This is a genomic window from Levilactobacillus lanxiensis (assembly GCF_016861655.1).
GTDB classification, from domain to species: domain Bacteria; phylum Bacillota; class Bacilli; order Lactobacillales; family Lactobacillaceae; genus Levilactobacillus; species Levilactobacillus lanxiensis.
The window spans coordinates 28,932-55,438 of the sequence record NZ_BOLN01000003.1 but is presented as its reverse complement, the minus strand read 5'-3'; the positions used below and the strand labels follow the sequence as shown (position 1 = coordinate 55,438).

Annotated in this window: 22 protein-coding genes; 7 read left to right on the top strand and 15 right to left on the bottom strand. The window is 50.2% G+C overall.

Features of this window, described 5'->3' with window-relative positions; genetic code table 11:
• Nucleotides 1-91: 91 nt before the first annotated feature.
• Nucleotides 92-895 (bottom strand): chitosanase, encoded by an 804-nt coding sequence (locus tag JUF22_RS04345; RefSeq protein WP_203643806.1) that lies wholly within the window; start codon nt 893-895, stop codon nt 92-94.
• 157 nt (nt 896-1,052) lie between these two features.
• On the opposite strand from JUF22_RS04345, the gene JUF22_RS04340 reads away from it, so the two are divergent.
• Nucleotides 1,053-1,241: a helix-turn-helix transcriptional regulator gene (locus JUF22_RS04340; RefSeq protein ID WP_203639935.1), complete on the top strand. Its 189-nt coding sequence runs from the start codon at nt 1,053-1,055 to the stop codon at nt 1,239-1,241.
• A gap of 2 nt (nt 1,242-1,243) precedes the next feature.
• The gene (locus JUF22_RS04335; RefSeq protein WP_203643804.1) at nt 1,244-1,774 is read left to right on the top strand and encodes a DUF3278 domain-containing protein; all 531 of its coding nucleotides are present in this window, start codon (nt 1,244-1,246) and stop codon (nt 1,772-1,774) included.
• Between the two features lie 48 nt (nt 1,775-1,822).
• Here JUF22_RS04335 and JUF22_RS04330 read toward each other — a convergent pair whose 3' ends face one another.
• The 3 genes from JUF22_RS04330 to JUF22_RS04320 form a co-directional block, all read right to left on the bottom strand.
• Nucleotides 1,823-3,220, bottom strand: coding sequence for an MFS transporter (locus JUF22_RS04330; protein WP_203644320.1), 1,398 nt, complete (start codon nt 3,218-3,220; stop codon nt 1,823-1,825).
• 121 nt (nt 3,221-3,341) lie between these two features.
• Nucleotides 3,342-4,001 (bottom strand): HD domain-containing protein, encoded by a 660-nt coding sequence (locus JUF22_RS04325; RefSeq protein WP_236000714.1) that lies wholly within the window; start codon nt 3,999-4,001, stop codon nt 3,342-3,344.
• A gap of 1 nt (nt 4,002) precedes the next feature.
• A complete protein-coding gene (locus tag JUF22_RS04320; protein WP_203643802.1) occupies nt 4,003-4,638 on the bottom strand; it encodes a TetR/AcrR family transcriptional regulator in 636 nt (211 codons plus the stop codon).
• Between the two features lie 218 nt (nt 4,639-4,856).
• Between JUF22_RS04320 and JUF22_RS04315 the strand changes: the two genes are divergently transcribed.
• Together JUF22_RS04315 and JUF22_RS04310 are read left to right on the top strand one after the other, a co-directional pair.
• Nucleotides 4,857-5,750: an ABC transporter ATP-binding protein gene (locus JUF22_RS04315; protein ID WP_203643800.1), complete on the top strand. Its 894-nt coding sequence runs from the start codon at nt 4,857-4,859 to the stop codon at nt 5,748-5,750.
• Between the two features lie 6 nt (nt 5,751-5,756).
• Nucleotides 5,757-7,379 (top strand): ABC transporter permease, encoded by a 1,623-nt coding sequence (locus tag JUF22_RS04310; RefSeq protein ID WP_203643798.1) that lies wholly within the window; start codon nt 5,757-5,759, stop codon nt 7,377-7,379.
• 354 nt (nt 7,380-7,733) lie between these two features.
• Here JUF22_RS04310 and JUF22_RS04305 read toward each other — a convergent pair whose 3' ends face one another.
• The 6 genes from JUF22_RS04305 to adhE all read right to left on the bottom strand — a co-directional run bounded on the left by JUF22_RS04305 (nt 7,734) and on the right by adhE (nt 15,636).
• Nucleotides 7,734-8,201 carry a hypothetical protein gene (locus JUF22_RS04305; protein ID WP_203643796.1) on the bottom strand — a complete coding sequence of 156 codons (468 nt, stop codon included), beginning with the start codon at nt 8,199-8,201 and terminating at the stop codon, nt 7,734-7,736.
• A gap of 293 nt (nt 8,202-8,494) precedes the next feature.
• The gene (locus JUF22_RS04300) at nt 8,495-9,682 is read right to left on the bottom strand and encodes an acetate/propionate family kinase (protein ID WP_203643794.1); all 1,188 of its coding nucleotides are present in this window, start codon (nt 9,680-9,682) and stop codon (nt 8,495-8,497) included.
• A 191-nt stretch (nt 9,683-9,873) separates the two neighbouring features.
• Nucleotides 9,874-10,224: an aggregation-promoting factor C-terminal-like domain-containing protein gene (locus JUF22_RS04295; RefSeq protein WP_203643792.1), complete on the bottom strand. Its 351-nt coding sequence runs from the start codon at nt 10,222-10,224 to the stop codon at nt 9,874-9,876.
• 226 nt (nt 10,225-10,450) lie between these two features.
• A complete protein-coding gene (gene apf, locus JUF22_RS04290; RefSeq protein WP_203643790.1) occupies nt 10,451-11,077 on the bottom strand; it encodes an aggregation-promoting factor in 627 nt (208 codons plus the stop codon).
• Between the two features lie 759 nt (nt 11,078-11,836).
• A complete protein-coding gene (gene apf, locus JUF22_RS04285; RefSeq protein WP_203643788.1) occupies nt 11,837-12,451 on the bottom strand; it encodes an aggregation-promoting factor in 615 nt (204 codons plus the stop codon).
• A gap of 566 nt (nt 12,452-13,017) precedes the next feature.
• Nucleotides 13,018-15,636, bottom strand: a complete 2,619-nt coding sequence (gene adhE, locus JUF22_RS04280; protein ID WP_203643786.1) for a bifunctional acetaldehyde-CoA/alcohol dehydrogenase — start codon at nt 15,634-15,636, stop codon at nt 13,018-13,020.
• 1,005 nt (nt 15,637-16,641) lie between these two features.
• On the opposite strand from adhE, the gene JUF22_RS04275 reads away from it, so the two are divergent.
• The gene (locus JUF22_RS04275) at nt 16,642-18,435 is read left to right on the top strand and encodes a glycerophosphoryl diester phosphodiesterase membrane domain-containing protein (RefSeq protein WP_203643784.1); all 1,794 of its coding nucleotides are present in this window, start codon (nt 16,642-16,644) and stop codon (nt 18,433-18,435) included.
• A gap of 126 nt (nt 18,436-18,561) precedes the next feature.
• On the opposite strand, the gene mazE is transcribed toward JUF22_RS04275, so the two are convergent.
• The 3 genes from mazE to JUF22_RS04260 all read right to left on the bottom strand — a co-directional run bounded on the left by mazE (nt 18,562) and on the right by JUF22_RS04260 (nt 21,867).
• Nucleotides 18,562-18,798: a type II toxin-antitoxin system PemI/MazE family antitoxin gene (gene mazE / locus JUF22_RS04270; RefSeq protein ID WP_203643782.1), complete on the bottom strand. Its 237-nt coding sequence runs from the start codon at nt 18,796-18,798 to the stop codon at nt 18,562-18,564.
• Between the two features lie 109 nt (nt 18,799-18,907).
• Nucleotides 18,908-19,432 carry a DUF1836 domain-containing protein gene (locus JUF22_RS04265; protein ID WP_125765267.1) on the bottom strand — a complete coding sequence of 175 codons (525 nt, stop codon included), beginning with the start codon at nt 19,430-19,432 and terminating at the stop codon, nt 18,908-18,910.
• Nucleotides 19,433-19,521: 89 nt separating this feature from the next.
• Nucleotides 19,522-21,867: a cation-translocating P-type ATPase gene (locus JUF22_RS04260; RefSeq protein ID WP_203643780.1), complete on the bottom strand. Its 2,346-nt coding sequence runs from the start codon at nt 21,865-21,867 to the stop codon at nt 19,522-19,524.
• A 565-nt stretch (nt 21,868-22,432) separates the two neighbouring features.
• On the opposite strand from JUF22_RS04260, the gene JUF22_RS04255 reads away from it, so the two are divergent.
• Together JUF22_RS04255 and JUF22_RS04250 are read left to right on the top strand one after the other, a co-directional pair.
• Nucleotides 22,433-22,654: a hypothetical protein gene (locus JUF22_RS04255; RefSeq protein WP_203644347.1), complete on the top strand. Its 222-nt coding sequence runs from the start codon at nt 22,433-22,435 to the stop codon at nt 22,652-22,654.
• A 111-nt stretch (nt 22,655-22,765) separates the two neighbouring features.
• On the top strand, nt 22,766-23,617 hold the full coding sequence (locus JUF22_RS04250) for an aldo/keto reductase (protein ID WP_203643778.1): 852 nt from the start codon (nt 22,766-22,768) through the stop codon (nt 23,615-23,617).
• Nucleotides 23,618-24,282: 665 nt separating this feature from the next.
• Here the strand turns inward: JUF22_RS04250 and yjeM are convergent.
• Nucleotides 24,283-25,776 carry a glutamate/gamma-aminobutyrate family transporter YjeM gene (gene yjeM / locus JUF22_RS04245; RefSeq protein ID WP_203643770.1) on the bottom strand — a complete coding sequence of 498 codons (1,494 nt, stop codon included), beginning with the start codon at nt 25,774-25,776 and terminating at the stop codon, nt 24,283-24,285.
• Between the two features lie 209 nt (nt 25,777-25,985).
• The gene (locus tag JUF22_RS04240; RefSeq protein ID WP_203643768.1) at nt 25,986-26,411 is read right to left on the bottom strand and encodes an Hsp20/alpha crystallin family protein; all 426 of its coding nucleotides are present in this window, start codon (nt 26,409-26,411) and stop codon (nt 25,986-25,988) included.
• Nucleotides 26,412-26,507 lie beyond the last annotated feature (96 nt).

Genomic DNA, 26,507 nt, shown 5'->3' with positions numbered 1-26,507 from the left:
CTCTACAAACAGAGGATTGCGGGCTTTTTATCTAATTCATGCTACAAGCTAAAAAGCCCTGATCACCAACAACGGTGGTCAGAGCTTTTGTTTATCTCAAGCGATACGAATCCCCATACATCTGCCAATGCAGCGGCCGTTTCAACTGATAATTCTCATCTTTAATGAATCGACGCTGCACGTTTAACCGAGAGAGATCCTTATGCGCCTTTTCTTCTCGCATCACACCCGTCCGAACCTTCAGAAAGGCCCGCAGATACTGGGCTTGATTGCCACCTTGCCGCGGGGTCTTGGCTAACTTTTGTGCCCGCCGGCGAATACCGCCAAAACTATTACGGTCCGCACCCGGGCCATGGACGACGATGGCATCGTAATAAATATACTGCCCGAGTGGACTTAGATTATCTTGCTTCGCCGCTCGTAAGACTGGCTTGAGGTATTGCCGATTCAAAATGGCATCCTGGGCCCGCGCCATTTGGGGGTCCTTCGCTGCCCGGCGCCAAGCCTTTACAAATTTGGGACCCAGTCCAGCATGGGAGGCTGTTCCATTTACCCGCCGCAACGCTGGCAAATACCGTTTCAATCCATTATGGTGCGTCTGCAGGCGACTATAGCGCTGAACCACCTGCCGCAGGTCACCCGTAGCGGACGTGAACCCAATGATGCCAGCGGTATAACCGCGGCCATCCCCAATATCTTCGATGTACCCATATTGCCGCTGGTAATCGGTAGTCGAATTCTCTGCGCTAGCAACTAATGCAAAGGTTGTCGCCCGCAGCTGACCAGTTTTAATTGTCCGTTTGGCCTGATATCCCGGCGTCTTAGCCGCACACCCTACCAGGCTACTGGCCAGTAACACCAATAACGTTCCCCGTAAAACCCACTTCATTTTCATGTCTCATAGCTCCCCGATTCACTAGTCTTATTCCCTCCTAGCTTACCGAATCCCGACCGATTTTGCCACCAAAAAGTCATTTATATTTGACATTTTATCACTGCCTTTGTATCCTAAAGATGTCATATATATCTGACATTTCAAAGGAGGTGCCCGCGTGAATCGGGTCAAAGACTATCGTAAGCAAGCTGGCTTAACGCAATTTGAATTGGCCCAAAAAGTTGCGGTTGCCCGCCAAACCATTAATCTAGTCGAAAACGATAAGTATAATCCATCACTCGATCTGTGCTTGCGGCTCGCCAAGGCCCTCCACACGGATCTCAATCACCTATTCTGGGAGGCATAATCATGGTAAACGGGGAAAATTTACGTGATAAGCTTGTTAAACACTTTTTCAATATTACCGGGGACTTTGATGAATACAAACGACAGGAGGTCAACCGGATTGGGACCAACGCCTTTTTCATGTGCTTACCGGTGCTATTGTTGGGGCCGGTCATCGCGTTGCTATGGCAAACGCAATCGGCTTACATGGCCCTAATTGGCCTCGCCGGTTTTGACGTCGCATTCATTACGATTGTCATCTGTCCCTACCTGATAGCCGCCAGTCGTCGGGCCCACCTGACGGACCACGAAGTCAGCGTTCAGGACCTGCCGGCCGCGCGGAAGCATATCTTATGGGTCTCACTGGGGTTAGCCATTTACTTCGCTGTCTTCATGTACCTGGAACAAGCCTTTCTCGGTACCTTCTTCGATGGCCGCCTATTTACTCAGGAACTTGTTTCGTTCGCCAACATTTCGGGCGCCATTATCAGCGGGATTTTCTTCGGCATCATTATGGGACTCACCTACTGGGTTCGTTTGAAAAAACAACAATAAGTCCACGAGAAAACAGGGTCATGACAACCGTCATGGCCCTGCTTGTGGTTATTTATCATTTTTTTGATAACGAAAGACAATGAAGTAAAAGCCAAAGTTAATGAGACTTAACACGAAGATCAGTCCAAAGGCCAACTGGCTTCCAAGCGCCGTCTCGTGGGCGTATGACATACCACTGACCTTGACCGACGACATCAGCGCCGCCAAAATTGTGGTCCCGATTGACCCGGCAAACTGTTGCCCCGTGTTATAAATCGCGTTGGCATCGGCCCGTTGACTCATGTCGACTTCCTTCAGTCCGTTCGTCAGCGTGTTACTAAACGCCATCGACCGCCCGACACTGAAGACGACGTACATGATGGCAATCAGCACCACGCTCAGATGTTGGCCAAACGCCATGAAGACCAGGGCCGCAATCGTAAACAACGTACTCCCCATCAAAATTGGTAAGCGGGCACCGTGTTCGTCCAACAGATGACCGAACCACGGCTGGAGGATTGCTGTAACCAAGCTCCCTGGCAACAGCATCAGCCCCCCAATTAAGGAAGTAGCGCCCACCACAATTTGGGCGTAGTTTGGTAGCGCAAAGTTGATGCCGATATTACAAAATTGCAGGGTAAAGTAGGCGAAGAAGCTGTAGGTAAAGACCAGATTCTTGAAAATTTCCAGTTTTAACAGTTGGCGACTACTGTGTTTGGCCAGCACGATGTAGCCCCAGATGGCCACAATTGCCAAGCCAACGCCACCCAGGAACTCCCAGCTGAGCGCCCCCGCGGTCGACACGCTGTTCAGTCCTAAGGTAAAACTAATGAAGGCAATCGCAAGCAAGCAGAATTGTCCCCAGTTGAATTTAACCGGCTTGACTGGCGCGTACTGCTTGATGGCCCCGACCCCCAGCAACAGGATAATCAGTTCCACCGGCATTGTGGACCAAAAAATCATCCGCCAATTGGCCAGGTAAACCATGATGCCCCCAAACGTGGGTCCACTGGCAGGCGCAATCATCAGAATCAGACCGGCCATCCCCATGTAAAATCCCAGTCGCGACCGGGGCACACTTTCGACGACGATGTTAAACATCAGGGGAATTGCTAGCCCGGCGCAACCCGCTTGAATCAAGCGGCCAATCAACAAAATCGGAAAGTTAGTTGCGAGCGCACAAATTAAATCGCCTAAAATAAACGCCAAAGCGGCGGCCACGAATAACTGTTTATTTTTAAATCGTTGCTTTAAAAAGGCCGATGTAATCATCAGTAACGCCACCGTTAACAGGTAGCCGGTCGTAATCCATTGCACGGTATTCAGGGACACGTGCATTTGTTTCATCAGGGTAGGAAAGGCCACGTTCATCGACGTTTCCACCAGAATTCCCAGGAAGGCCATCAGGGCAATCGCAAAAATCGCAATGAGGTTGCCCCGTGGTACCTTCTCGGACTGAGCTGTCATTTGCAAATCAATCTCTTCTCTCTAAATTTAGCATTACTTTCAATCATACGCATTTTTCGGGTAAAATGCACCGCTAAATTTAGATTAAACCGGTTTCACAGCAAAATAAAAACGCGGTGGCCTAAGCTTCCGCGTTCCATTCGGCTTTATACTCGGCTAGAAAATCGAGCATGACCTGTTGGCGGTGCTCGGCTAACTGCTTGGCGGCCGTCGTATTCATCAGGTCCTTTAAGGTTAATAACTTCTCGTAAAAGTGATTGATGATGGTTTCATTGTCTAAGTTACGATACTCGGCGTGGGTCATTTCGGTCCGTGGTTTCACGGCCGGATCATAAATCTTTTCACCAAAGTGCCCGCCAAAGTAAATTGCCCGGGAGATGCCGATGGCGCCAATGGCATCCAATCGATCCGCATCCTGCACGATTTGACCTTCTAACGGCAACGGTTTTGCCGTGCCATCCAGGGTTTTATGGTAGGACATGTTGTCCATGATTAAGAAAATAGCGTCAACCTGGACCGACGTAAAACCTTGGTCGATTAAGAACTGCCGAACTTCCTCACTGGCCACTGCGGTGTTGTCGACCAGCTTTTCATCGATAACATCGTGTAAATAGGCCGCGGTCAACGTTTCGAGGTGGTCGGCAGCCGGATAGGATTGACTGATGCGGTCAGCCAGGCCGACGACTCGTTGAATATGGTCAAAGCCGTGACCGGTCTCATCATCCCCCATTTTCGATTGTGAAAATTGTCGAACCGCTGCTAAAACTGTGGTCTCTGTCAACTTAATCGTCCTCCTTGTTCGCTTGTGAATCCGGTGGTGTCACTGCTGGTGTCCCCGCAAATCCGTAGAAAAATAAATGCATTAATTGATTAACCAACCGTTGATACGTGGCCGGTGGAATATCGGCTGTACTGAAGTAGGACACGTACATGCGGAGGTAGATCAACAGCGCTTCATCGGAGATATCGGGGCTAATGATGCCACCGACTCGGCCCCGCGCTATCACGGCACCCCAAAACTTTTGCTCACCATCTTCGTAGGCTTGCCGCACCACATCGCTGCCGTTTTTCCCTTGCATCTCGGCCAGAACAAACTGATAAAAATCGGGATGAATCCCATCGCTCAGCCGAACCTTATTCGTGATCATGGCCTTGATAATCTCAGGAAATGGGACCTGCGCGTCATCAATTAACTTTTGAAAGCTCGCATAACCCTGATTGATCATCTCGATGACGACCTGGTGACCCAAAGCTAATTTGCTCGGAAAATACTTATACAGCGTGACCTGAGAGACGCCCGCCGCTTCAGCGACCGTCGTCACGTGAGTCGCTTTAAACCCGTCATGCGTGAATAATTTGATACCAGCGTCCAAGATGCCTTGTCGTTGGCGAGTTTTCCGCTCTTGATTCGTTGCCATGCCTGTCACCACCCTCGTCCGCTTGTCGCATTCGTTGCTAATGCTACAGCACGAATCATCGACAACGCTACTCGTTATTTATTTTATCATACCGCATTTTAGGAAAGAATTTAATTTTAGTGAACTATTTTAGTATAAAAGTTCACTTTTTCGTTGACTTTGCCTAACCGAGGGCTTACGATGTAAACGATTTTAAAACTGTGAGGAGGGGATTACTTATGACAAATCCTGTACTTCAAATTAACCATCTGCAGAAGAAATTCGGCCACTTCCAAGCCTTAAAGGACATCACCTTTGAGGTGCGTCCTGGCGAGGTCTTTGGTTTTATTGGGCCAAATGGCGCGGGGAAATCCACGACTATTCGGGTCCTGCTCGGCATCATTCGCGCTTCCGGCGGGACGGCCACCATCTTCGGCCAAAATGTCTGGACCGATAGCGTTGCGATTCATCAACGACTGGCCTACGTCCCCGGCGACGTGTATCTCTGGCCCAATTTAACCGGTGGCGAAATCATTGATCTCCTTCTTAAAATGAACGGCACCGCACATTCCGCCAAGACCGACGACCTCATTAAACAGTTCGGTCTGGACCCAACTAAGAAGGCACGCACCTACTCCAAGGGTAACCGGCAGAAAGTCGCTTTGATTGCGGCCTTCTCCCAAGAAGCTGATTTCTACATCTTTGATGAACCGACCTCCGGACTGGACCCCTTGAATGAACGCATCTTCCAAGATGCCGTCATGGACCTCAAAGCGCGGGGCAAGGCTGTCTTGCTTTCCAGCCATATTCTTTCCGAAGTGGAACGCATGTGTGACCGGATTGGGATTATCCGTGAAGGCCAAATCATTGAGTCTGGTAGTCTCGCAGAAATGCGCCACCTGACTCGGACCATGGTCACCGTCACGTTGGGTGATGACTTTGATGTCACCACCCTCGCCGGTGTTCACGGCGTTACTGCTGGTCATGCCCCGCACGAATGGCAATTTTCCGTTGAAGATGAACACCTCAGTTCAGTCATGAGCACACTGGCCCAACACCAAGTCGTGGCGCTACAGAGTACGCCGCCAACGTTGGAAGACCTCTTCATGCACTACTACACGGGAAAGGAGTGACCCACCATGACGCGCTTTGGACGTACCGGTCAACTGATTCGCCTGAATTTCCGGCGGGATCGGTTCCGAATTCTCATGTGGCTCATTCTCTTGGCGGCCTTAATGGCCAGCGTTGCCTGGAAATTTGAAGATATCTACGGGACACCTAGCGAGATTGATGCCATCAAAGGCACCCTCGCCAGTCCCGGAATCGTTGCCATGTTTGGGGCCTTCTCCTTTACAGGTAAGGTCACGACCGCTGAAATCTTTGCAAACGAAATGCTCTTATTTATGGCCTTGATTCAGGTCGTTATGAACCTCGCCCTTAGCGTCCACGCGACTCGGGCCGAAGAAGACCTGGGCATCACCGAATTGGTGCGCGCCCACGCGGTTGGGACACTCTCACCATTGGCCGCAGCGGCTAGCGAGCTCGTTATCATCAACGGCGTCCTAGGTGTTCTCTACAGCATCGGTCTCAGCGCCGCTAACATGCCTGGCGCCACTACCGAGGGTAACTGGCTGATTGGGATGGGACTGGCCACCACGGGCCTCTTATTTGGAATTCTGGGACTCCTGATGGCGCAATTAGCCGACCACTCGGCCAGTGCGACTGGGCTGGCCTACACCCTATTTGGTATCAGCTACTTGGCACGGATGATCACGGATGTTCAGCGGCCTAAATTAACCTGGTGGTCGCCACTGGGGTGGGTCGAAAAACTCGCACCCTACAACAATCCGCACTGGTCCCCCATCTGGTTAAGTCTAGGCCTCGCGGTAATTCTACTTGTTTTCGCATTCATGGCAAACAATCGCCGGGATCTGGGCGCCGGTGCCCTAACGACCCGTCCTGGCCGACGCGAGGCCTCCGCATTTCTCCGGGGACCCGCAACGCTGGTTTGGCGGCGACAACGTAACGTCATCATCGCTTGGATTGTTGCGGTTATCATCTTTGGGGTGGCTTACGGAACCGTCTTCAACACGATTGGCGACATTCTTAAAACTAATCCGACCATGCAACAGGTCTTCGGCGCGGCCATGGTCCACGAGGCCAACCACAAAATTCTGTTGAGCTTTACGTCACTCCTGTCAATCGTCATGGCTGCCGTGGCCACCATCCCTGGCATGCAACTGATTCTCAAGGTCCACAGTGATGAGACTCGTGGCTGGCTGGAGGCATTGTACGCGCGGCCACTCAGTCGCACGCACTTGCTCTTTAGCTACGTGGGCACGGCATTTGTGACCAGCACCCTCGCCTTTATTGGTGGCCTGGGTGGCATCGTGGTCATGGGCGACGCCAGTCTGACCCACGTGAAGGATGGCATCAGCGCCAGCGAATTCTGGCAAGGCGTCGCGGCCCAGTTGCCTGAAATTGGGGTTTTCCTCGGCCTAGCCGTTCTCTTAGTTGGCTGCTGGCCACGATTAAAAGCCATCAGTTGGGCCTACCTGGCTCTGGGCTTTATCAGCGTCTACATGGGAAGTCTCCTGAAGCTACCCGATTGGGTTCAGAACGTGACCCCGACCGGTTGGATGCCCCGGGTGCCCATGCACGACGTCAACTGGACCACGTTTAGTTGGATGGTCGTTTTAGCCATTGCCCTGGTGATTATCGGCTGGCAAGGTTACCGACGGCGGGATCTACACATGAGTTAAATTTTCTAACCACTAGTCCGTCACGGCTGGTGGTTTTTGTTTGGCTAACAGGGACAACCAACTTGGTTTCACCAGCTTACCCGTCTCCCAATCAAATAGCAAGTATTAACCATCAATAATGTTATCTATATTTCAAAATTAATTTTGCAATGTTAAGTGATGTTCAGCTCCCATGGATTTTAGTTTGAGCAGTTAACCCATAACAAGCCAACCATTTTCATTAGATATTTCTCGCAATTCGGCAAAACATCAGGTATGCTAAGAATACGTTGGCTCCCCCAGCCATTTAGACGTAAACAAAACCGCACCCTTCTCCTAACAGAAGTGGTGCGGTTAAGTTTAGCCATAATTAAATTACTGAATCACCACATCGTAATGGTTGCCCGTGATGGCCGTCCCGCGGTCATGCACGACGCCCATACCAAGTGGCGTCATGATTTTCGTACCAAACGCCACGTTGGCAGGTGCTGCGACAACCCGATAACCGTTCGGATCTAACCCGTTCGCGCTAATGCTGGTGCCATCGGCCGTTAAACTACCCGAATAGTAGGTCCATTTATTGCCGTTCAAATAAACGACGCCCTGACTTTCAAATTGGGCCACGCTGATGGTGGCAGCCGTACTACTCGTATTAATAGCTTTGGCAACACTGGTATTCTTGACTGGTGTAGTCTGACTGTACGTACTGGTCTGCGGTTGATACTGATAACTGGCCGCAGTGCCACGATAGGTGTTGGCACTAGCCGTGACGCTGGAAAAACCGATACCGGCTGCTAACACAGCGGCGAAGCTAATGGTCGTCAAGATAACTTTCTTAATCATCAAATGGTTCCTCCCTTATTTAACGACCTCAGCTTACCGCCGAGACATCTCAACGGCATTAGCAAATCGTTACCGCTCGGTTAAGGAATCGCCCGCCAGATGACAAAATGACACGGTCTTTACCTGATTGTCATAGTGGTCAAGAAAACGTTAAGCCCCCCTACTTAAGGTGCCATTAACATCAGTTTGATACGGTATAGTTGCCTTGATTTACGCTCCTGATTGCCAACTTTCTAAGTGCCGACAACTAAAAGAGGCCCAGGAAAAATTCCCGGACCTCCTCGCAATCTAATTTATTTTGTTAATCGCTCCACGTCACGGACGATCATTAATTCTTCGTTCGTTGGCACGACCAGCGTCTTAACCTTGGCGCCGTCTGGACTAACAATGTGTTCTTCCCCACGGAAATCGTTCTTGGCAGGGTCGATAGCAATGCCAAAGTAGTTTAATTTATCAGCAACGGCTTGCCGCATGTCCACGCCGTTCTCACCGGAACCGGCCGTGAAGACGATGGCATCTACGCCACCTAATTCAGCAATGTAACTGCCGACGTAGCTGACAACCCGGTCCACGAACATATCCAAGGCCAGCTTAGACTTTGGTCGTTCATCCTGGGTCTGTTCCAGGTCCCGTTGGTCGGGTGACAGCTCAGAAATCCCCAGTAGACCCGACTTATGGTTCAAAATGTCGATCATTTCTGGCATGGTCTTGTGAAGCTTTTCAGCTAAGAAGGCCACCAACGATGGGTCGATGTCCCCGGACCGTGTCCCCATCATGACCCCAGCTAATGGCGTGAAGCCCATGGAAGTATCCAGCGCATGGCCGTCCTTAAAGGCGGTAATGGAGGACCCTGATCCCAAGTGCAAGGTAATCATTTTCAGGTCGGCTAACGGTTTGCCTAAGATTTCAGCCGTTCGGTGCGCCACGTAACGGTGACTGGTCCCGTGAGCCCCGTACTTCCGGGCCCCGAATTTTTCGTAATATTCATAAGGAATGCTGTACATATAATTGACCGCTGGCATATCCGTGTACAGGGACGTGTCAAAAACGGCGACCTGCTTGGCTTCCGGCAATAATTGTTGGAAGACCTCGATGTAGTAAGCCTGAACCGGGTTATGCAGTGGTGCATAATCCTTCAGCTCCTTGATCTGCTTCAAGACGACGGGCGTGATCACAGCGGAGTCCTTGAAGACTTCCCCGCCGGCTACGATACGATGACCCACACCGGTGATTTCACTCAGGTGCTTCACAATCCCGTAAGACTTCAACCGCGTCAGCACCATCGCTGCCGCCAGCTTGTTCGTAATGTTATCCTGTGTTTCCGTTTTCTTAGTGCCATCGGGCAGTTTGACCTTGAAAATGGAGCCCGGTAAATTCAACCGATCTACCATTCCTGATGCGATAACAGTCTCTTCCGGCATGGAAAAGAGCTTCCACTTCAAAGTTGAGCTACCTGCGTTAATTGCCAATGTTTTTGCCATGAGTCGATCCTCCCAATCATTTTCTCGGTTACTTCCCAGTTTAAATGATTCTGTAACCGCTTTCAAGAAAAGAATGACTTTCTGTGAGAATTTTTAGACATGATTTGCAAAACGCCCTTCTTGAAAACCCAACCAACAAAAAATCCCACCGACAATTGTCAGTAGGATTCGTTTAAGTTTAAGTTTAAGTTTTAGAACCAGCCGTAGCCTAACCAGTGATGCTTGGCCTGCGTCCATGAGCCATAACGGTTGTGGGCATAGCGGTCAGCGGTCTTTTCCTGGTTGGCCTTGCTGTAGTCACCCTTCAGCATGGAAATGGTGAGTTGGTATTTGCCGTAGTACCGGCCGTTGCGGGCGCGGTAGTTGCCGCCGGATTCCTTAACGGCAATCCAGGCCTTAGCGCGTTGTTCCTTCTTGGATAAGTTGGAAACGTAAGTCACGCTGGCTTCGGCAGTTGTTGTTGAGGTGATAACGGATGAAACGCTAGGAAGGGCCAGTGAAACGACCATCACGATAACCATGAATAGAGTTTTAAGTTTCAACTGAACACCCTCCTTAACGAATTTGTTAAGAATATCATAACGTTCTTAAGTTACAGCCCCGTTGTCTAAATGTTACAAACCTGTAACGACCCACCCCACTTTAGCCCGTCTGGTGTAATATATTGTCGTTTAAGCCCGGTGGGACCACGAAAAAACGACGGTCAGTCAAAGGCACTGCACCGTCGTTTTCTGCATTATTTATTTAGTTGACCGAACCAAGTTGGGTTTAGTACCAACCGTTTGCTTGCCAGAAGGACTTGGCAGCGGCCCATGAACCGTAACGGGAGGTAACGTAAGAGTTGGCAACCTTTTCCTGGTTGGCGGCTGAGTAGTCCCCGTTCAGGTAAGATTTGCTCAATTGGTACTTTCCGTAGTAGTTACCGTTAGATGCCGTGTAAGAGCCACCAGACTCCTTGTTAGCAATCCAAGCCTTAGCTGAAGAGCCAGAGGTGGACGTCGTTGAAGTGGCCGTAGAAGCGCTGCTGGTCGTTCCAGTGGTGGCTTGGCTACTGTAGTTGCTGGTTGAAGCGGTATTGTTAGTCGTGTTGCTGGTTGCCGTCGTGGATTGGCTAGGCGTGGTGGTAGCGGCACTAGTCGTTGACGTCGTGGTGCTAGTGGCGTCAGGGATTTCTAAGGATTCACCCACGTAAATCAAGTTAACGTTCTTTAAGTTGTTGGCTTTTTCGATTGAGGAGACGCTAGATTTGTACTGGTTAGCAATCTTGGCAACCGTGTCTCCCGACTTCACCGTTACCCGGACGTCGGCGTTAGCGGAAGTGGTACCAGCAAATAACCCGGCACCTAATACGGCTGCAGTTCCTAAAGTAGATACTAAAACTTTTTTGATATTCATAAAAATGAATGTCCTCCTTTTGATTAGTGAATCTGTCTATCAATTACTTAACGAGACCTATCATAACCCGCGGAGGTTACATACCCATTGTTCCTAAGTTACGCCCACATTAAGAAAAACCGGCTTAAATGACAAACCGTAACGTGGTTAATCCCGTTGCAACATTAACCGGGTTTACGGTCCTTACGTTGCGGTCGTGTGACGGCTACGAACGGGGTAACGATTCTGATTTGCTTGAACTTAGCGGTTGAGATTGTCTGGAGCTCAGAAATGTTGTTGTTAAATTTGGGCTTTTGTTTGAAATTGCCGTTAATAATGGCGAAGCAGTCGTTGTGGACTGCCTTTGATCCACGTTAAAAAATGATTGTTGTCGTATGGTTAATCATCATTTCTTCTATACTAATTAGAAATGATTTTCACCAGGACTATTGATGATTGCTGACACCACATAGTGTTAGGCAGGAATTTAGGTCTGGACTTTCGTTCAATCTGACTTGCTTTAGACCGTTTGACTGGTTCTCCACGGATCTATCCCGAGACTGGCAGCCTCTGAAACGTGCTACGCGGGGCAGGCCCCTGCGCTTAGAAAGTAAAAGGGCTCCTGTCCGGCGACTGCCGAACAGAAACCCTTTTACTCCCTAATGCTCAGAGCCTAACCGCCCCGCTCCGCACTCTAAAAAAAGCGCCCACAGACCTGCATCTGTGGGCGCCACTTGAATTTAAACGTTAATTTGTTGGCTTATCTAAGCTATTTCTAGTTTAGTACCAGCCGTTTGCTTGCCAGAAGGCTTGCGCAGCTGACCATGAGCCGTAACGGGAAGATACGTATGAGTTGGCAACCTTTTCTTGGTTGGCGGCTGAGTAGTCACCGTTCAAGTAGGAAGAGCTCAGTTGGTACTTACCAACGTATTGGCCGTTAGTTGCTGAGTATGAACCGCCAGATTCCTTGTTGGCGATCCAAGCCTTAGCACTGGCTTCTGAACCAGACACACCCGTTGAAGCATTCTTGTTGCTGCTAGTTTGGGTGTTCGTGGTTGCTTGGCTGCTTTGGCTAGTCGTGGATTGGCTAGTTTGGTTAGCAGTCGTAGTCGTGTTTTGGCTAGCAACGTTATTAGTAGTAGTCGTGGTAGCTTGTTGACTTGAAGGCACGCTCAGCGTTTGGCCAACGTAGATCAAGTTGCTGTTGCTCAAACTGTTAGCACTTTCGATAGCGTTAACGGATGAGTCGTACTTGTTGGCTAATGACCAAACAGAATCCCCCTGCTTGACCGTAACATTCGTATCGGCGTTGGCCGTTACGTTAGTGGCGAAGATGCCGGCACCGACAATGGCAACCGTACCCAAAGTATTAACTAAAGCTTTTTTGATATTCATAATAAATGAACGTCCTCCTTTGTTTGCTTAACGGCTATTAGAATAACTGATGGTTGTGTCAGTTAGATTGGCGTTACGTTACGCCAGCATTAAGAAAAATATTACAGTATGACATTCCGTAATATTTGTAACTCTGCTGTCACATAAACCGCTTTTTTGCCCCTGTTTTTGCCCAGATGAGGCGAAACGAGGTCGGTATTTGAGTGCTTTTTGCACCTAAAATCGCGTTTTTTTTGCCTGTTTTCATGAAAATTTGATGAAATTTCGGTCCATTTGCGGCCATTTTCATAGTTCTGCTTATTAACAGTTAAGTAAAATCCGTCGTTTTGAACTATCCCAGCCGTCCTAAATCTCCCAATATTTTGGCCAGCCACTTAAAATAACCCGATCATCAATCATAAATTTCCACCACTAACCGGTTAAATAAATTTTGTTATATTATAGTAGAAACCGATCAATTAAGCGGAAAGTTCTGCCGATTGATCACACCTTTTGCCAAGTACAAAAAATCCGCTCAGCCCTCAGGCCAAGCGGATTTTTCAAATTACCGACAAGAATTTCAACTGTTATTTTTCAACGTTCTTCCCGTCGTATTCATCAATCATAATTTGCTTCAGTTCAGAAACCAGTGGTTCCCGTGGGTTAGCGGTCGTGCATTGGTCTTCGAAGGCCAGTTCGGCTAATTTGTCGACAGCCTTATCGAAGTGGGCCTTGTCCACGCCGTTCGCCTTCAAGCTCAAGGTCACGTCAACTGAGTGCGCCAAGTCGATGATCTTCTTGACTAAGGCTTCCTTCAGTTCTTCCTTGGTCGTTCCTGGCAAGCCAAGGTAACGCGCGATTTGTGCGTAGTCTTCGTCAGCCCGGAAGTATTCGTACTTAGGCCACATGGTCAGCTTCGTTGGTTCTTGGAAGTTGTACCGGATAACGTGTGGCAAGGTGATGGCAATGGCTAACCCATGAGGCAGACCGAATTCCCCACCCAGTTTGTGGGCGATAGAGTGGTCGACCCCGAGGAAGGCGTTCGCAAAGGCCATCCCGGCTAACGTTGAGGCGTTATGCATTTCTTCGCGGGCGGTAATATCGCCGTTGTAAGAGTTGGTCAGGTTATCCATGACTAACTTGATTGCTTGCAATGACCATGGACGAGTGTAATCGGACGCCATGTTTGACACATAGGATTCGATGGCGTGGGTCAGAACATCCAGTCCAGAGTAAGCAACCGTCTTCTTAGGCACCGTTTCGATAAATTGTGAGTCCACAATGGCAACGTCTGGCGTCAAAGCGTAGTCGGCCAATGGGTACTTCACGTGGGTCTTGGAATCGGTGATGACAGAGAATGGTGTCACTTCAGAACCAGTCCCTGAAGTCGTTGGAATCGCAACGAATTGCGCCTTGTGTGGCTTGTTAAACTTGTAAGCCCGCTTCCGGATGTCCAAGAATTTCTGCTTGGCGCCGAAGAAGCTTGCGGATGGGTCTTCGTAGAATAACCACATGTTCTTGGCGGCATCCATTGCGGAGCCCCCACCTAAAGCCACGATGGTATCTGGCTTGAACATCCGCATCTGCGTAACCCCACGGTTGACGGTGTCAGTCGTTGGGTCAGGTTCAACGTCAGAGAACAGCGAGTATTCGATGCCATTTGGTTGGCGCTTCAATTCGTTCAGAACCGTGTCAACGTAACCCAATTCAACCATGGCTGGGTCGGTCACGAGGAAGACACGCTTGATGCCAGGCATGTCGTCGAGGTAACGAACGGACGTCTTTTCAAAGTAAACTCGAGGTAATTTAATCCACTGCATATTATTTCGCCGCTTTGCAATCGTTTTGATGTTCAACAGGTCAAATGAGGAAACGTTATGGGACACGGAGTTCTTACCCCATGAACCAGTACCTAACGTTAATGAAGGGACCATTTCGTTGTAGAGGTTCCCAATCCCACCAATGGCGGATGGCGTGTTAACCAGAACCCGGCTGGCCTTCATCTTAATCCCAAATTCGGTCGCTAAATCGTCATCCATGGTGTGAATGGCAGCCGTATGGCCCAGCCCACCGAAGTGGAGCAATTGGTCACAGAGATCAAAGGCGTTTTCCTTGCTGGTAGCCTTGTAAACAGAAATCATTGGACTCAATTTTTCTTGTGATAATGGGAATTTAGGTCCCACGCCCGTGATTTCAGCAGCTAAAACCTTAGTGCCAGCAGGAACTTTGATACCGGCAATGTCAGCGATCTTTTGCGCAGACATCCCAGGAATAGGTCCCTTAACGCCGCCTTCAGGCTTGAACATTGCGTCGGCCAAGGCCTTTTCGTCGCTCTTCTTAATGAAGAAGACGCCGCGGTCTTGCATTTCTTTCTTCGTTTCCGCGTAGATTTCGTGATCGATGACGGCACTATTTTCAGAAGCACAAACCATCCCGTTATCAAACGTCTTGGATAAGACGATGTCGTAGACGGCCCGCTTGATGTTGGCAGTCTTTTCGATGTAAGCTGGACCATTACCAGGACCAACCCCTAAGGCTGGCTTACCGGTTGAGTAAGCGGCCTTGACCATGCCAGGACCACCGGTAGCTAGAACACTGGCAACCATTGGGTGGTTCATCAAAGCAGTCGTCGCTTCGATACTTGGCGTTTCAATCCAGGAAATCACACCCTCTGGGGCCCCAGCAGCGATGGCAGCGTCGCGAACGACTTTAGCGGCCATCACGGATGACTTTTGGGCTTGTGGGTGGAAGGCGAAAATGATTGGGTTCCGCGTCTTCACAGCGATCAATGACTTGAACAGCGTCGTGGACGTTGGGTTGGTAACGGGGGTAACCCCGGCCAAGATCCCCAGTGGTTCAGCGACAGTAATCAGTTGACGTTCGTGGTCATCTTTAATGATGCCGACCGTCTTATCTTTTTTAATCGAGTGCCAAATTTCTTCAGTAGCGAACATGTTCTTGATGGCTTTGTCTTCCATAACACCCCGACCGGTTTCGTCGAAGGCAGCCTTAGCCAACTCCATGTGGTGGTCCAGGCCAGCGATGGCCATTTGGTGGACGATGTGGTCAACCTTTTCTTGGTCGAAACTGTCCATAGCACATAAAGCATCGTGGGCTTTAGCAGTGAGCCGGTCGATCATTTGATCAACGGTTTCAGTGCTTTCTTGATTTTTAGTAGTAGTTTTCTCTTTCACGTCTTTTAACATTCTTATGCCTCCATTTTTGAAAACATCCTTGTTAACTTCTTCACGAGATATATCATATCATGATTTTAAAATTACGCAAGCCCTTTTTGTTAAAAATATCACAATTAATTTGTTTAGCTAGTTAACCCATTAGTGACAGGGGTTAGGCTCGTCAAGAATGAAAGCGCATACAAACTTACAAAAGAAAATTCTGGTTAAATAAGTCTGTGAATTAGATCACTATCTAACTGTTTTGTTTTCATGATTTTTATGAAAACCACCTAAATTAGCCCGCTCTCCCTCCCCGCATCCCCCACTAGCTGAAATACCCTGAAGTAACCAACTATTTTCTCCGGTTGTTCTCTAGAGATTATGCTAAAGTAGTAGATATGGAAGCCGTTTAAGGGAATAATTGTTTGCCGACTGACTATATGTAGAATGGCAGTAATGACGTTTTAATCACATCTCACAGTGTCTCAAGCCAGCAACCCGTTGGTAGAAACAAAACCAGAAAACGACCAGGAACAAATACCACCACCGTACAATCAGAGTCACCGTGTCAGCCGCAGGGGCGCCAGAAATGGGCTCAGCCATGGGATTTCCTGAGGGAACCTCAGGAAATGGTGACTTTGAGACGCGCTCTTGGCGGCTCAAAGCAAGTCCCGAGACCGCCCTTTGGCTCGGGGCGTCTTACCCACAGCGTTTCAAATCAACACCATACTGGAGAAACAAAACCAGAAAACGACCAGAAACAAATATCACCACCGTACAATCAGAGTCACTGTGTCAGCCGCAGGGGCGGGGAAAATAGGTTCAGCCGTGGGATTTCCTGAGGGAACCTCAGGAAATGGTGACTTTGAGACGCGCCTTTGGCGGCTCAAAGCAAGTCTGAAGACCGCTTCTCAGGCTTCAGGCGTCCTCCCCACAGCGTCACGACCTATTTTCCCCGCCCCGGAGGCGACGGCACCACAATTTCACAGGTTCAAAGCAATACATAATATTTGTTATTGAGAGGAGTTGAGGACTGTGCAGGCATGGCAGTTCTGGCGAGAATCAACCCGCCATTTTTTCCAACACTGGGGCAGCTACGTCACCCTAGTCTTTATCACCAACCTGGTCATTAGCTACTTAGCGGTGCCGGCCTTTACCTGGCTGACCGCAGCACTGTTGAAATGGCAGCACGTCCCTTACGTGTCTTACACCAATATCGCCGCCATCACGCTGAAGCATCCCCTGGCCATTATTGGTCTCCTGCTGATCCTGTTGGCGGTGGTCACCCTAATTTACTGGCAATTCGCCTATCTATTGTTGGGAATCACCAATATCCGGACCGGGCGACCGGATTCCACGCGCGCACTACTGAGCGACACCGTCCGCAGCATTGCCGGCGCCTCCCCTAGCACATTTCTCTTCTTTATTGGGTACTTCATCGTCATCATCCCGTTTGGGAGCGAACTATTTACCACGCCACTACTCAACAAGGCCAAGATTCCGGCATTTATCATTAGTTATTTAATGGAAAATCCCGTGTGGACGGTTCTGCTAGGCATCTTCTACGTTGCCGCTGCCTACCTGGGGATTCGGTTGATTGCCGTGTTGCCCCTGATGATGATCGACCACTACCACAGCCGTGAGGCCATTCGCCTCAGCTGGCAACAGACGCGCCGCAACTTTTGGAACTACTTTAGCAAAATTATTGTGACGCTGGCCCTGGTCAGTGCGGCCGTCTTTGTCATCTATGCCGCACTTTATATCGGACAAGTGCTCTTCGACAAGACCAGCTTCGGACTAGTTGCGGCCACCGTGAACCTCTTTTTGATGGAGGTCATTACGGAGTTTATCGTCTGCTACGCCACCGTACTGTTCATGATGGTCATCCTCAGCAGTCACGAGGCCCATCGCCGCACGCCGCTGTCCCTGTTTAGCTTCCGCGAACCGGCGAAGACTAAGTTCCGGACGCGCCTGTTGATTACGAGCGGTTTGGTCGTCATCAGTGCCGCTCTGGTCGGGTTCAACCTGATTTATCTAAACGGTCTCGCCATGAGCAAGCCGCTGACGATTGCCCACCGGGGTGTCGATAACGGCAACGGCGTGCAGAACACGATTCCCGCCATGGTCAAGACCAGCAAGGAGCGGCCCGACTACGTGGAAATGGACGTCCGCATGACTAAGGATCATCAGTTTGTGGTCATGCACGACGCCAATCTGAAGGCGCTCGCTAATATTAAGAAATCCGTCTCCAAACTGACGCTGAAGCAATTGACTCAGATCACGGTCACGGAAAATGGCTACCAGGCGAAGATTCCGAGCTTCAATCATTACCTGAACACGGCTATTGCCCATCACCAGAAACTGCTGATCGAAATCAAGACGGGCGGGGCCGACACCAAGGACCTCCCCGAACGCTTCTACCGGCAATTTGGGTCACGAATTATGGCAAACCATGAGCAGGTTCACACACTGAGTTACAAAATTATGAACCGGCTGAAAAAAGAGCACCCGCAGCTGTTTGTCAGCTACATCATGCCCTACAACCTGACGTTCCCACAGACTCGGGCCAACGCCTACACCATGGAATCGACGACCCTGAACGATACCTTTATCGATCAGGCCGCTCATGAACACAAGAAGGTTTATGCTTGGGATATTGATACCATCACCAATTTGGACCAGATGATGTTCATGGGCGTCAACGGCGTCATCACCAACAACCTGTCGCTGATTCAACAGGAAATCAAGGACAATACGGATCATCCGAGCTACGCCAACTTGCTTTTGACGTTTATGAATGATTTGTCGTTGGAGACGCAGACGCAATAGACTGAATGCTAAAACCGCCAAGTAGCCAGGAATTCTCCTGATGCTTGGTGGTTTTATTCATTACTAGCTTCAATACCTTGAATGCAATTCTGGATCACACCGGACTGAATCATCTGTCTTGAAAAATTACCAGGTATTTTCCTTTCCCACTGATTGGCCATTATCACCAAGCTTCAATTTCGCAATTTCCGCACGTAAATCATATTCGGGCCTTTGCGCAAAAAAGTTCTCATGTACCGGAACTAAAGAAATGACGCCACTCTTTTCCTGGACAACATCAAATTCGGTTTCTTCCTGGACATCAATACCGGCTGGAATCGGTACCATAAGTGAATCCCCCTGCTTTTGAGCTTCTACAATCATGCCTACCACCTCCGTTTCAGTCATCATATCTGTCATGGCAATGAAAGACAATTTTCATGCTCAGCTATAAAAATGCCATCCCACTAATATCCAGGATGGCATTTTTTGATTATTTCTTTTCAATTTTTCGTAAAGGTCGCTTGATGAGATGTAGCAGCTTTTCTGATTGCAGGCGCGCAACGACCGCGTCGACGGCAACCTGCATGAGTTTTTCGTTCAAATCCTTGGCTGCCGGTTGAACCTGGTCCTCACCTAAATGGTGGAGCCGGTCTTCCAGGCTGTCAATGAAGTTGTCATAGGCCTGCTTGGGGTAATCACCCGCCGTAATCTGGTCGATCCCCGAACGGACCGTATCCGTTTGGAACATGGGCTTCAGGAGGCTGATCATTAAAATATCGGTCAGCTGCATGGTCTGATACTTCTTCTTGACGGGGGCCAAAATCACGTTATGCTTCACGTAATTATTGATCATCGCCGGGGTAATCGTGTCGACACCCAAGGGGCCCAAAACATCATTGATCAGCGCCGTTACCTGGTCCATATAGAGGTCAAACTTGGGTAAATCGTCCCACCGAGGTAATTTAACTCCGTGCATCTGGTGTTCCCACCGCGTATATTGATTAAAATCAGCCATGTCTTTTCCCTACCCTTCCGTTTCTAGTTCCGATTATAACATATAATCTAGTCTTAGTGACTAGCTAAAGGCTAAAAACGACAATTCATCTAGCGCCAACGAATCTTACTGAGAATTCGGTGCCCCAGTCCGTCCTGAACCAGGATGAACACTGGAATCACACTAATCATCAGGGGCAGGTAAATCAGCGCTAATTGCCAATTCAACAGGCTGACCAGCGAGAAGATGGGGCCAAAGAAGATGAAGATGACCGCAAACAACCCCGCCATCAACGCGACCAGACCGACCTTGAATCGGTTCAGCGGGCGTGCGACCATGACCAGGGCATTGAGACTGATCAGCCCCGTGATCAACACGCTCAACGTGGAGGTCGTCGCAAAACTCAGATGAAATTGCGTGCCAATCGCCATAATGACCAGGATGTAGCCGACCACGCAGATGGCTGCCGGCGCCGCAATTTCCATAACTTGCTTCATAAAGCGGCCGGCAATCCGCGCGTAGTTGGGCTGCAGGGCCAGGAAGAACGTGGGAATCCCCACCATTAGGGAGGAAATGGGCGTCAGCTGAATTGGTTCAAACGGGTAGCTGCGACTCATGAAGATGAAAATCAGCGTGAGCGCGACCGAGTACATGGTCTTGATCAGGAACAGCGAGGCCACCCGCTCAATGTTGTTGATGACCCGGCGACCTTCATTTAAGACGTTGATCATGGCGTCAAAGTTCGAGTTGACCAGGACAAAGTCGGCCAGACTCTTAGTGGCTTCACTCCCGGAGGCCATGGCAATGCTGCAGTCGGCCTGACGTAGCGCCAACAGGTCGTTGACCCCGTCACCGGTCATGGCGACCGTGTGCCCGGCTTCCTGGTAGGCCTTGATCAGCTGTTCCTTTTGTTGCGGCGTGACCCGACCAAACACATTATAGTCGGCCACAAGTTGGGCATAGTCTGGGTTGGCGCCCACCTGGCTCATATCGACCAATTGTTGGGCCCCCGCGATGCCCGCCCGGCCGGCAATACTGGCCACCGTCACGGGATTGTCCCCGGAAATGACCTTCAAGGCCACGTCCTGATTGGCAAAGAAACCGAACGTATCCTTGGCACGCGGCCGCAGTTCATCGGTAATCAAAATCAGCCCGATGGCCCGCGGTTTCGTTGGCTTGGGCGTCGTGAGCTGTTCCGCTTCCGCCAGTAACAGGACCCGGTAGCCCTCAGCCGCCAGGCTCTGAATACGTTGCTGGACGTCACTGGGCACCGTGTCGAAAATGAATTCCGGTGCGCCCATGAGCGTTGCGTGGCCGTCAATGACCGCCCCACTCCATTTACGCCCGGAGGAGAACGGTAAGACATCCTGCGCCGCGACTTCTGGTGAGCCGTACGCCTGCTGGACCGCCTGCGCCGTTTCGTTATCGTCGCCGGTCGCTGCCACTAGCTGAGCCAACCGCGTTTGGAGGTCTGCTGCTGGCACATTGGCCAGCGGTTCCACCCGGTCAAGCTGTAGTTGGCCATTGGTGATGGTCCCGGTCTTGTCCAAACACAGCACGTCGACCCTGGCCAGCGCCTCGATGGCGGGTAATTCCCGCACCAACACGTTGTGACGCCCCAGGGTGAAGGCCCCGGCCGCGAGCGCTACCGAGGTCAATAGGACCAAGCCCTCCGGAATCATGCCGACCATTGAGGCGACAGTTCCCAGGATGGCGCGGTTCTGGCTCTGTCCCCGCAACATGGCGGACACGAATAAGGCCGCCCCCAAAGGGATAATGGCAAACGTCAATACTTTAATAATACGATTAATAATGATGAGCAACTGACTGGCACTCCGCCGCTTTTGCTTGGCCGAATGCGCCAACTGTTTCACAAAGCTACCGTGACCGACCGTGGTGGCCTGCACCATGGCACGGCCCCCGAGGAGGACACTGCCGGAAATCAACGAGTCGCCCGTCGCCTTTAAAATTGGCGTGGACTCCCCAGTAATTTGGGATTCATCGACCTCTAGTCCAGCGGTCTCCCGAATCAGGCCATCGACAGGAATCTGGTCCCCGCGGTGGAGTTCGAGCAGGTCGTCACTCACGATGTCATCCTGGTGCCGCGCCGTCAGTTGCCCATCCCGCAGCACATCAATCGTGCCCTCAGACAGGAGTGCCAGCTTGTCGACTTGCCGTTTGGACCGGATTTCTTGGAAAATACCGATTCCGGTGTTGACCACGACAACGCCCAAGAAGAGGAGATTTTTATAGCTGCCGGTAACCAAGACTAAGGCTCCCAGCAGTACGTTGATTAAATTAAAGAGGGTTAATAGATTATCCCGAAAGATTTGTTTCACACTTCGGGTCAGCGGGGGTAAGGGGTCATTCTGCTGACCAGCAGCCACCCGCTGCGCAACTTCATCCGCCGTTAATCCTTGATCTAACGGCGTTTCATAACGTTCTGTTGTGGTCATTTCCCCGCAACCTCCCTTTCTTTGGGTTACTCGTTCTTTGGCGTCTCCAGGCCGGTGAAAATAGACCGGAACGCTGTGGGCGCACAATCTTTTGCACTTACTTCTACGTTTACGTATTCCGAGAAATCATAAATTCTTAGTGGTGCCCACTTGCTATCACCGTATCCCTGACTACTAACAAGGACACATATTTTCTGTTTCATCACAGCTGGCTGAACGACTCTACGGGCTAAACCAGTGTCAGCCGCAGGGTCGGTGAAAATGAGCTCAGCCGTGGGAGTTATCTTAGCGGATTTGCCGCTTAGATAACTGCTATCTTTGAGACGCGATTTCCGGCTCAAAGTAAGGCTGGAGACCGCTCTTTGGCTCCAGCCGGGCGCCCACCGCGTACCGGCTCATTTTCACCGACCCGAAGGCACTCACACGCGTTTACGAATACACCTTCATTGTACTAGAAATTAGGGGGTTCAGGCGCCTAATTCGTTCAGTTCTACGCAATCTTTTAGAGAAACGCAAGCATTTCTAATGGGAACGATAGTAACCTTTTGTGCCGGGGAAGACTACAATGAAATTGGTAGCATTCGTTAACGCATTTTTACTTAAATTCTTCAAAGGGAGTAATATTTTGAATCACAAATCATCAGCGGTTATTCTATTTATTCTCTACATTATCCTGCTTGGCTGTATGTTAGCCCACCAAGATATGCTGGCCATGTGGCTCATGACGTTTGGGATGTTATTGGAAGCTAGTATCAATCTGTACGACGTCTTTCACCGCCAGCAGTAAGCGTTGTCATTTAGCGTTAGATAGCCTAAAATGGAAGGTATACGCGTGTCTGGCCCAGTGCCTCACACCAACAATGACTGACGGTATCTGCCGTCAAGGAGGAACTATTTTATGACACCACCCACCAAGATTACGGATACACTCAAACTGGCCGATGGCAACCGCATGCCGGTCATGGGGTTTGGGACCTACAAAATCGGCGATCAAGAAACCATGAACCAGTCGATTGACGCGGCCTGGAACGCCGGTTACCGCATGTTTGACACGGCAATGCTCTACCGCAACGAGGACATCCTCGGCCCCACCCTGCACCAACTTGGCTTGCCCCGTGAAGGCTTTTTCCTGACCAGCAAGGTCGCCGAAGTCGTTCAGGGTTACGACCGGACGATGAAGGCCGTGGAAGGCTCACTCAAACGTTTACAGACTGATTACTTGGACCTCTTACTGGTTCACTGGCCCGTTCGTGAACACTTCTTTGACACCTGGAAGGCCATGGAACAACTGAAGGCTGACGGCAAGGTCAAATCCATCGGGGTCTCCAACTACACCATTGCCCACCTGGAGTTGCTCGCCACCCAGGCCAAGGAAATGCCCGTCGTTAATCAGGTGGAATACCACCCTTACTTAAACCAACAGGCACTGTTCGACTACGACCAAGAAAAGAAAATCGTCACGGAAGCCTGGAGCCCATTAGGCCGGCGCGTGGTTTTAGACAACCCAATGCTGACCAAGATGGCCAAGCACCACAACAAGTCCGTCGCCCAAATCGTTTTGCGGTGGGAACTCCAACACGAATTGGTGACGATTCCCAAGTCCACCCATCCCGACCGCATCAAGGAAAACGCCGATATCTTTGATTTCGACTTAGACATTGACGAAATGACCATGATCGACATTCTGAATAAGAATGAGCGGACGGGGAACGAACCCGAAATCGTCTACGAAACCGGCAAGCAGTACTAGGGTTAAACTGCGTGGGTGCTGCGCCTCCGGGCTGGTGAAAACTGGGCCGTGTTGCGTCCGTTCCCGGCGGTGAGCTCAAGGAGCCCTGCTGTGGGGCCGGTTCCAGCCTGAGAAGCGGGCTTCCACCTCAACTTTGAGCCTGAGGTGCGGTCTCAAAGGTTGTCCCATGCTCTAAACTGAGAAAATCGCTCAGTTAAGACCATCGACACAGCTGGTCGCCTTGGCTCGCCTCTGGTCACTCCCACAACCGATCCATTTTCACCAACCCTGCGGCTCACACGCGTTTAAACCTAGTAGCGCTTCGGTGGCGACTTAATCATGTATGCTAAAAATGCAATCAGCGTTCTCAATTGATGAGGACGTTGATTGCATTTTCTTTTACACTTTTAAGTTTTAACCCGTGCCACAAACCTTAGCATAACGAGTCCGTAAAGATAAACTAGCGGTGCCTTTAGCACACCTTATCAGCTGCAGGCAGCCAGGAACGGAGTCAGCTGTGTCGATGGTGTTGGTTGGCGTTTTTGGCCGACCTACAGCATGGGACGACTTTGGAGACGCGTGCCTTTCGCGGCTTCAAAGCGAGCCGGAAGACCGCTCCTTGGCTGGAGGCGGTCCCCACAGCAGACGGAGTTCCTGGCGGCCAGTGGCGACCAGCACAAACTAACTTAGTTCTCCGCTTGTTTGTGTTTACGGACTTGGTACCAGATGACACCCATTAGGCCGAACAGGATTGGCCCAACCAGCATCCAAATCGTACTTTGAACGTCGCCATTTTCCAAGATTGGTTGGAGCAGCGTGAAGACGTTGGCCCCCAAGACCACGAGGAAGACGACCCAACTGATGACGGTCGTCCAGGCCGGTGATTTGTAGACTTCAAATGGCTTGACGATGTCGCGGTTGTGCTTGAATTTTGGAAAGGCGTAGACCAGGAACAGGTATGGCAACGTCATGGAAACGTTCGCCATCAGCGTCAAAATATTGTAGAAGGCTGAGGCATCGCTCGAGGCAAAGGAGGCCACCAGAATGATGACGATAACGACGGCACATTGCAACATCATGGCGTAGCTTGGCATGTCGTTATCGTTCAATTTGGTAAACTTCTTCGGCCACATGGACTTTGGCGTCCCCATGATCAGCGTCTTCAGCGGTGAATAGGTCAACGTGAAGAAGGCCCCAGAGTAGGCTAAGAACATGCCCAAACCAGTGTAACGGGCGAACCACAGACCAATCGTGGTACTCGTGGCAGCGCTCAGGCCCATGGCTTCACCCAAGGTATCCCCCAGATTCCGCATCATAACGTAACTAATGTTTCCCATGTTCGTGGTTGGGTCGGACAGCACCTTTTGCCAGTTCGTGCTAATTCCCCAGCAAAGAATCCCAATCGCATAGCCCAACGTGATTACGACGGCCGAGATGACAATGGCCTTCGGGAACGTCTTTTCTGGGTTCTTGGTTTTATCAACCATGCCCCCCAAGACTTCCAGTCCCCCATAAGCGAAGATGGCAAATACGGCGAAACTCATGATGCCCATTGGCTGTTGGTAGCTGGGATGTGGTGAATGTAAGAAGGTGCTCAGTGGTTGTGCAAACTGACCGTGCTGCAACGCCAAGACGACACCGGAAACGACCAGCAAGATGGCGTTTAAGCTCATGACGGCTAAGCCACCGAGGCTGGTGATCCGCACGATTCCCTTGACCCCTTTGATGGAGACCCAGGTCACCAGCACCATCCACAGGCAGGATAGAATCCCGATGACCTGCGTGGCATTTAAGCCGGCGAAGGCGAAGTTTTGCGTTTGATCACGCCCGAAGAAGGTCGTGGTAAAGGGAATCCAAACCTTCGCAGAGGTGGAAACCAACCAGATGATGTAGGACGCGAACCACATGAAGGTCCCGATGAAGGCGAACTCTGAGTTCACACTGCGGTCCAACCACTGGTACATCCCACTCCCTTCGTCGGATTTGATGGCGGCCCCATATTCCGCCATCATTAAGGCAAATGGAATAAAGAATAGGATTGCCGCTGCTAAGTAAAATAGAATCGACGAGTAACCCATTAAGAAATAGGCCACCGTACTGTTGGCAAAGCCGAAGACGGTCGTAAAGATCATCATGACTAAGGCCATTAAGGTGATTTTAGTGTTATTATTATCAGCCATTATTGTCTCCCCAATTATTATAGACTGCCCAATTGTAGGCGCTTTATTTATTTTAGATGAGAGACAATACATTCCCGTGGTAATTCCCTAACAGGAGGCTAAATTTTTCGTGTGATAAGTTGGCTTTTTCTCATAGAAATTGGCTACCCAGCAAAAAGCCCACCAACCACGTCAATCGTGGCCAGTGGGCTTCATTAATGTCGATTAAATTAGTCGATGCTGATCTTATGATTGTCTTCAACCTTGGTTTGCTTTGGCAACGTCAAGGTCAGAACGCCTTCAACGTACTTGGCTTGAACGTTATCCAAGTCAATGCTTGGCAGGTAGAAGGAACGCGCAACGTTTTGACTGCTACGTTCTTGACGGAGAATCCGGCCATCGTCATCCTTAGCTGACTGGTTGACCTCGGACTTCCCAGAAATTCTCAGGGTATCGTCGCGGTAATCGACGTGAATGTCTTCCTTCTTGAAGCCAGGCATTTCGGCCGTAACCACGTAGTCCTTATCGTGTTCCACAACATCCGTCTTCATAGAGCCATCGCCGCTAAACATGTCGCGTCCCAGGTTCCCCACTTCGTTAAAGAAATTCATTGGATCAAAGAAATCAAAGTTCCGGTTCATAACATCATTAGTCATAATCAATAACCCCTTTCTGCTTTGCTTGATTACATTATCTATAATAGTCAGGATTAGTCAGGATTGCAAGTAATTAGCACTCACGATGATAGAGTG

What these genes read in the sequence shown, in the direction of transcription:
- JUF22_RS04345 (WP_203643806.1), bottom strand. Translation starts at nt 895, where the DNA reads ATGAAAATGAAGTGGGTTTTACGGGGAACGTTATTGGTGTTACTGGCC.
- JUF22_RS04315 (WP_203643800.1), top strand. Translation starts at nt 4,857, where the DNA reads ATGACAAATCCTGTACTTCAAATTAACCATCTGCAGAAGAAATTCGGC.
- adhE (WP_203643786.1), bottom strand. Translation starts at nt 15,636, where the DNA reads ATGTTAAAAGACGTGAAAGAGAAAACTACTACTAAAAATCAAGAAAGC.
- JUF22_RS04265 (WP_125765267.1), bottom strand. Translation starts at nt 19,432, where the DNA reads ATGGCTGATTTTAATCAATATACGCGGTGGGAACACCAGATGCACGGA.
- JUF22_RS04255 (WP_203644347.1), top strand. Translation starts at nt 22,433, where the DNA reads ATGAAATTGGTAGCATTCGTTAACGCATTTTTACTTAAATTCTTCAAA.
- apf (WP_203643788.1), bottom strand. Translation starts at nt 12,451, where the DNA reads ATGAATATCAAAAAAGCTTTAGTTAATACTTTGGGTACGGTTGCCATT.
- JUF22_RS04335 (WP_203643804.1), top strand. Translation starts at nt 1,244, where the DNA reads ATGGTAAACGGGGAAAATTTACGTGATAAGCTTGTTAAACACTTTTTC.
- JUF22_RS04260 (WP_203643780.1), bottom strand. Translation starts at nt 21,867, where the DNA reads ATGACCACAACAGAACGTTATGAAACGCCGTTAGATCAAGGATTAACG.
- mazE (WP_203643782.1), bottom strand. Translation starts at nt 18,798, where the DNA reads ATGATTGTAGAAGCTCAAAAGCAGGGGGATTCACTTATGGTACCGATT.
- JUF22_RS04320 (WP_203643802.1), bottom strand. Translation starts at nt 4,638, where the DNA reads ATGGCAACGAATCAAGAGCGGAAAACTCGCCAACGACAAGGCATCTTG.
- JUF22_RS04330 (WP_203644320.1), bottom strand. Translation starts at nt 3,220, where the DNA reads ATGACAGCTCAGTCCGAGAAGGTACCACGGGGCAACCTCATTGCGATT.
- apf (WP_203643790.1), bottom strand. Translation starts at nt 11,077, where the DNA reads ATGAATATCAAAAAAGTTTTAGTATCTACTTTAGGAACTGCAGCCGTA.
- JUF22_RS04305 (WP_203643796.1), bottom strand. Translation starts at nt 8,201, where the DNA reads ATGATTAAGAAAGTTATCTTGACGACCATTAGCTTCGCCGCTGTGTTA.
- JUF22_RS04310 (WP_203643798.1), top strand. Translation starts at nt 5,757, where the DNA reads ATGACGCGCTTTGGACGTACCGGTCAACTGATTCGCCTGAATTTCCGG.
- JUF22_RS04240 (WP_203643768.1), bottom strand. Translation starts at nt 26,411, where the DNA reads ATGACTAATGATGTTATGAACCGGAACTTTGATTTCTTTGATCCAATG.
- JUF22_RS04250 (WP_203643778.1), top strand. Translation starts at nt 22,766, where the DNA reads ATGACACCACCCACCAAGATTACGGATACACTCAAACTGGCCGATGGC.
- JUF22_RS04300 (WP_203643794.1), bottom strand. Translation starts at nt 9,682, where the DNA reads ATGGCAAAAACATTGGCAATTAACGCAGGTAGCTCAACTTTGAAGTGG.
- yjeM (WP_203643770.1), bottom strand. Translation starts at nt 25,776, where the DNA reads ATGGCTGATAATAATAACACTAAAATCACCTTAATGGCCTTAGTCATG.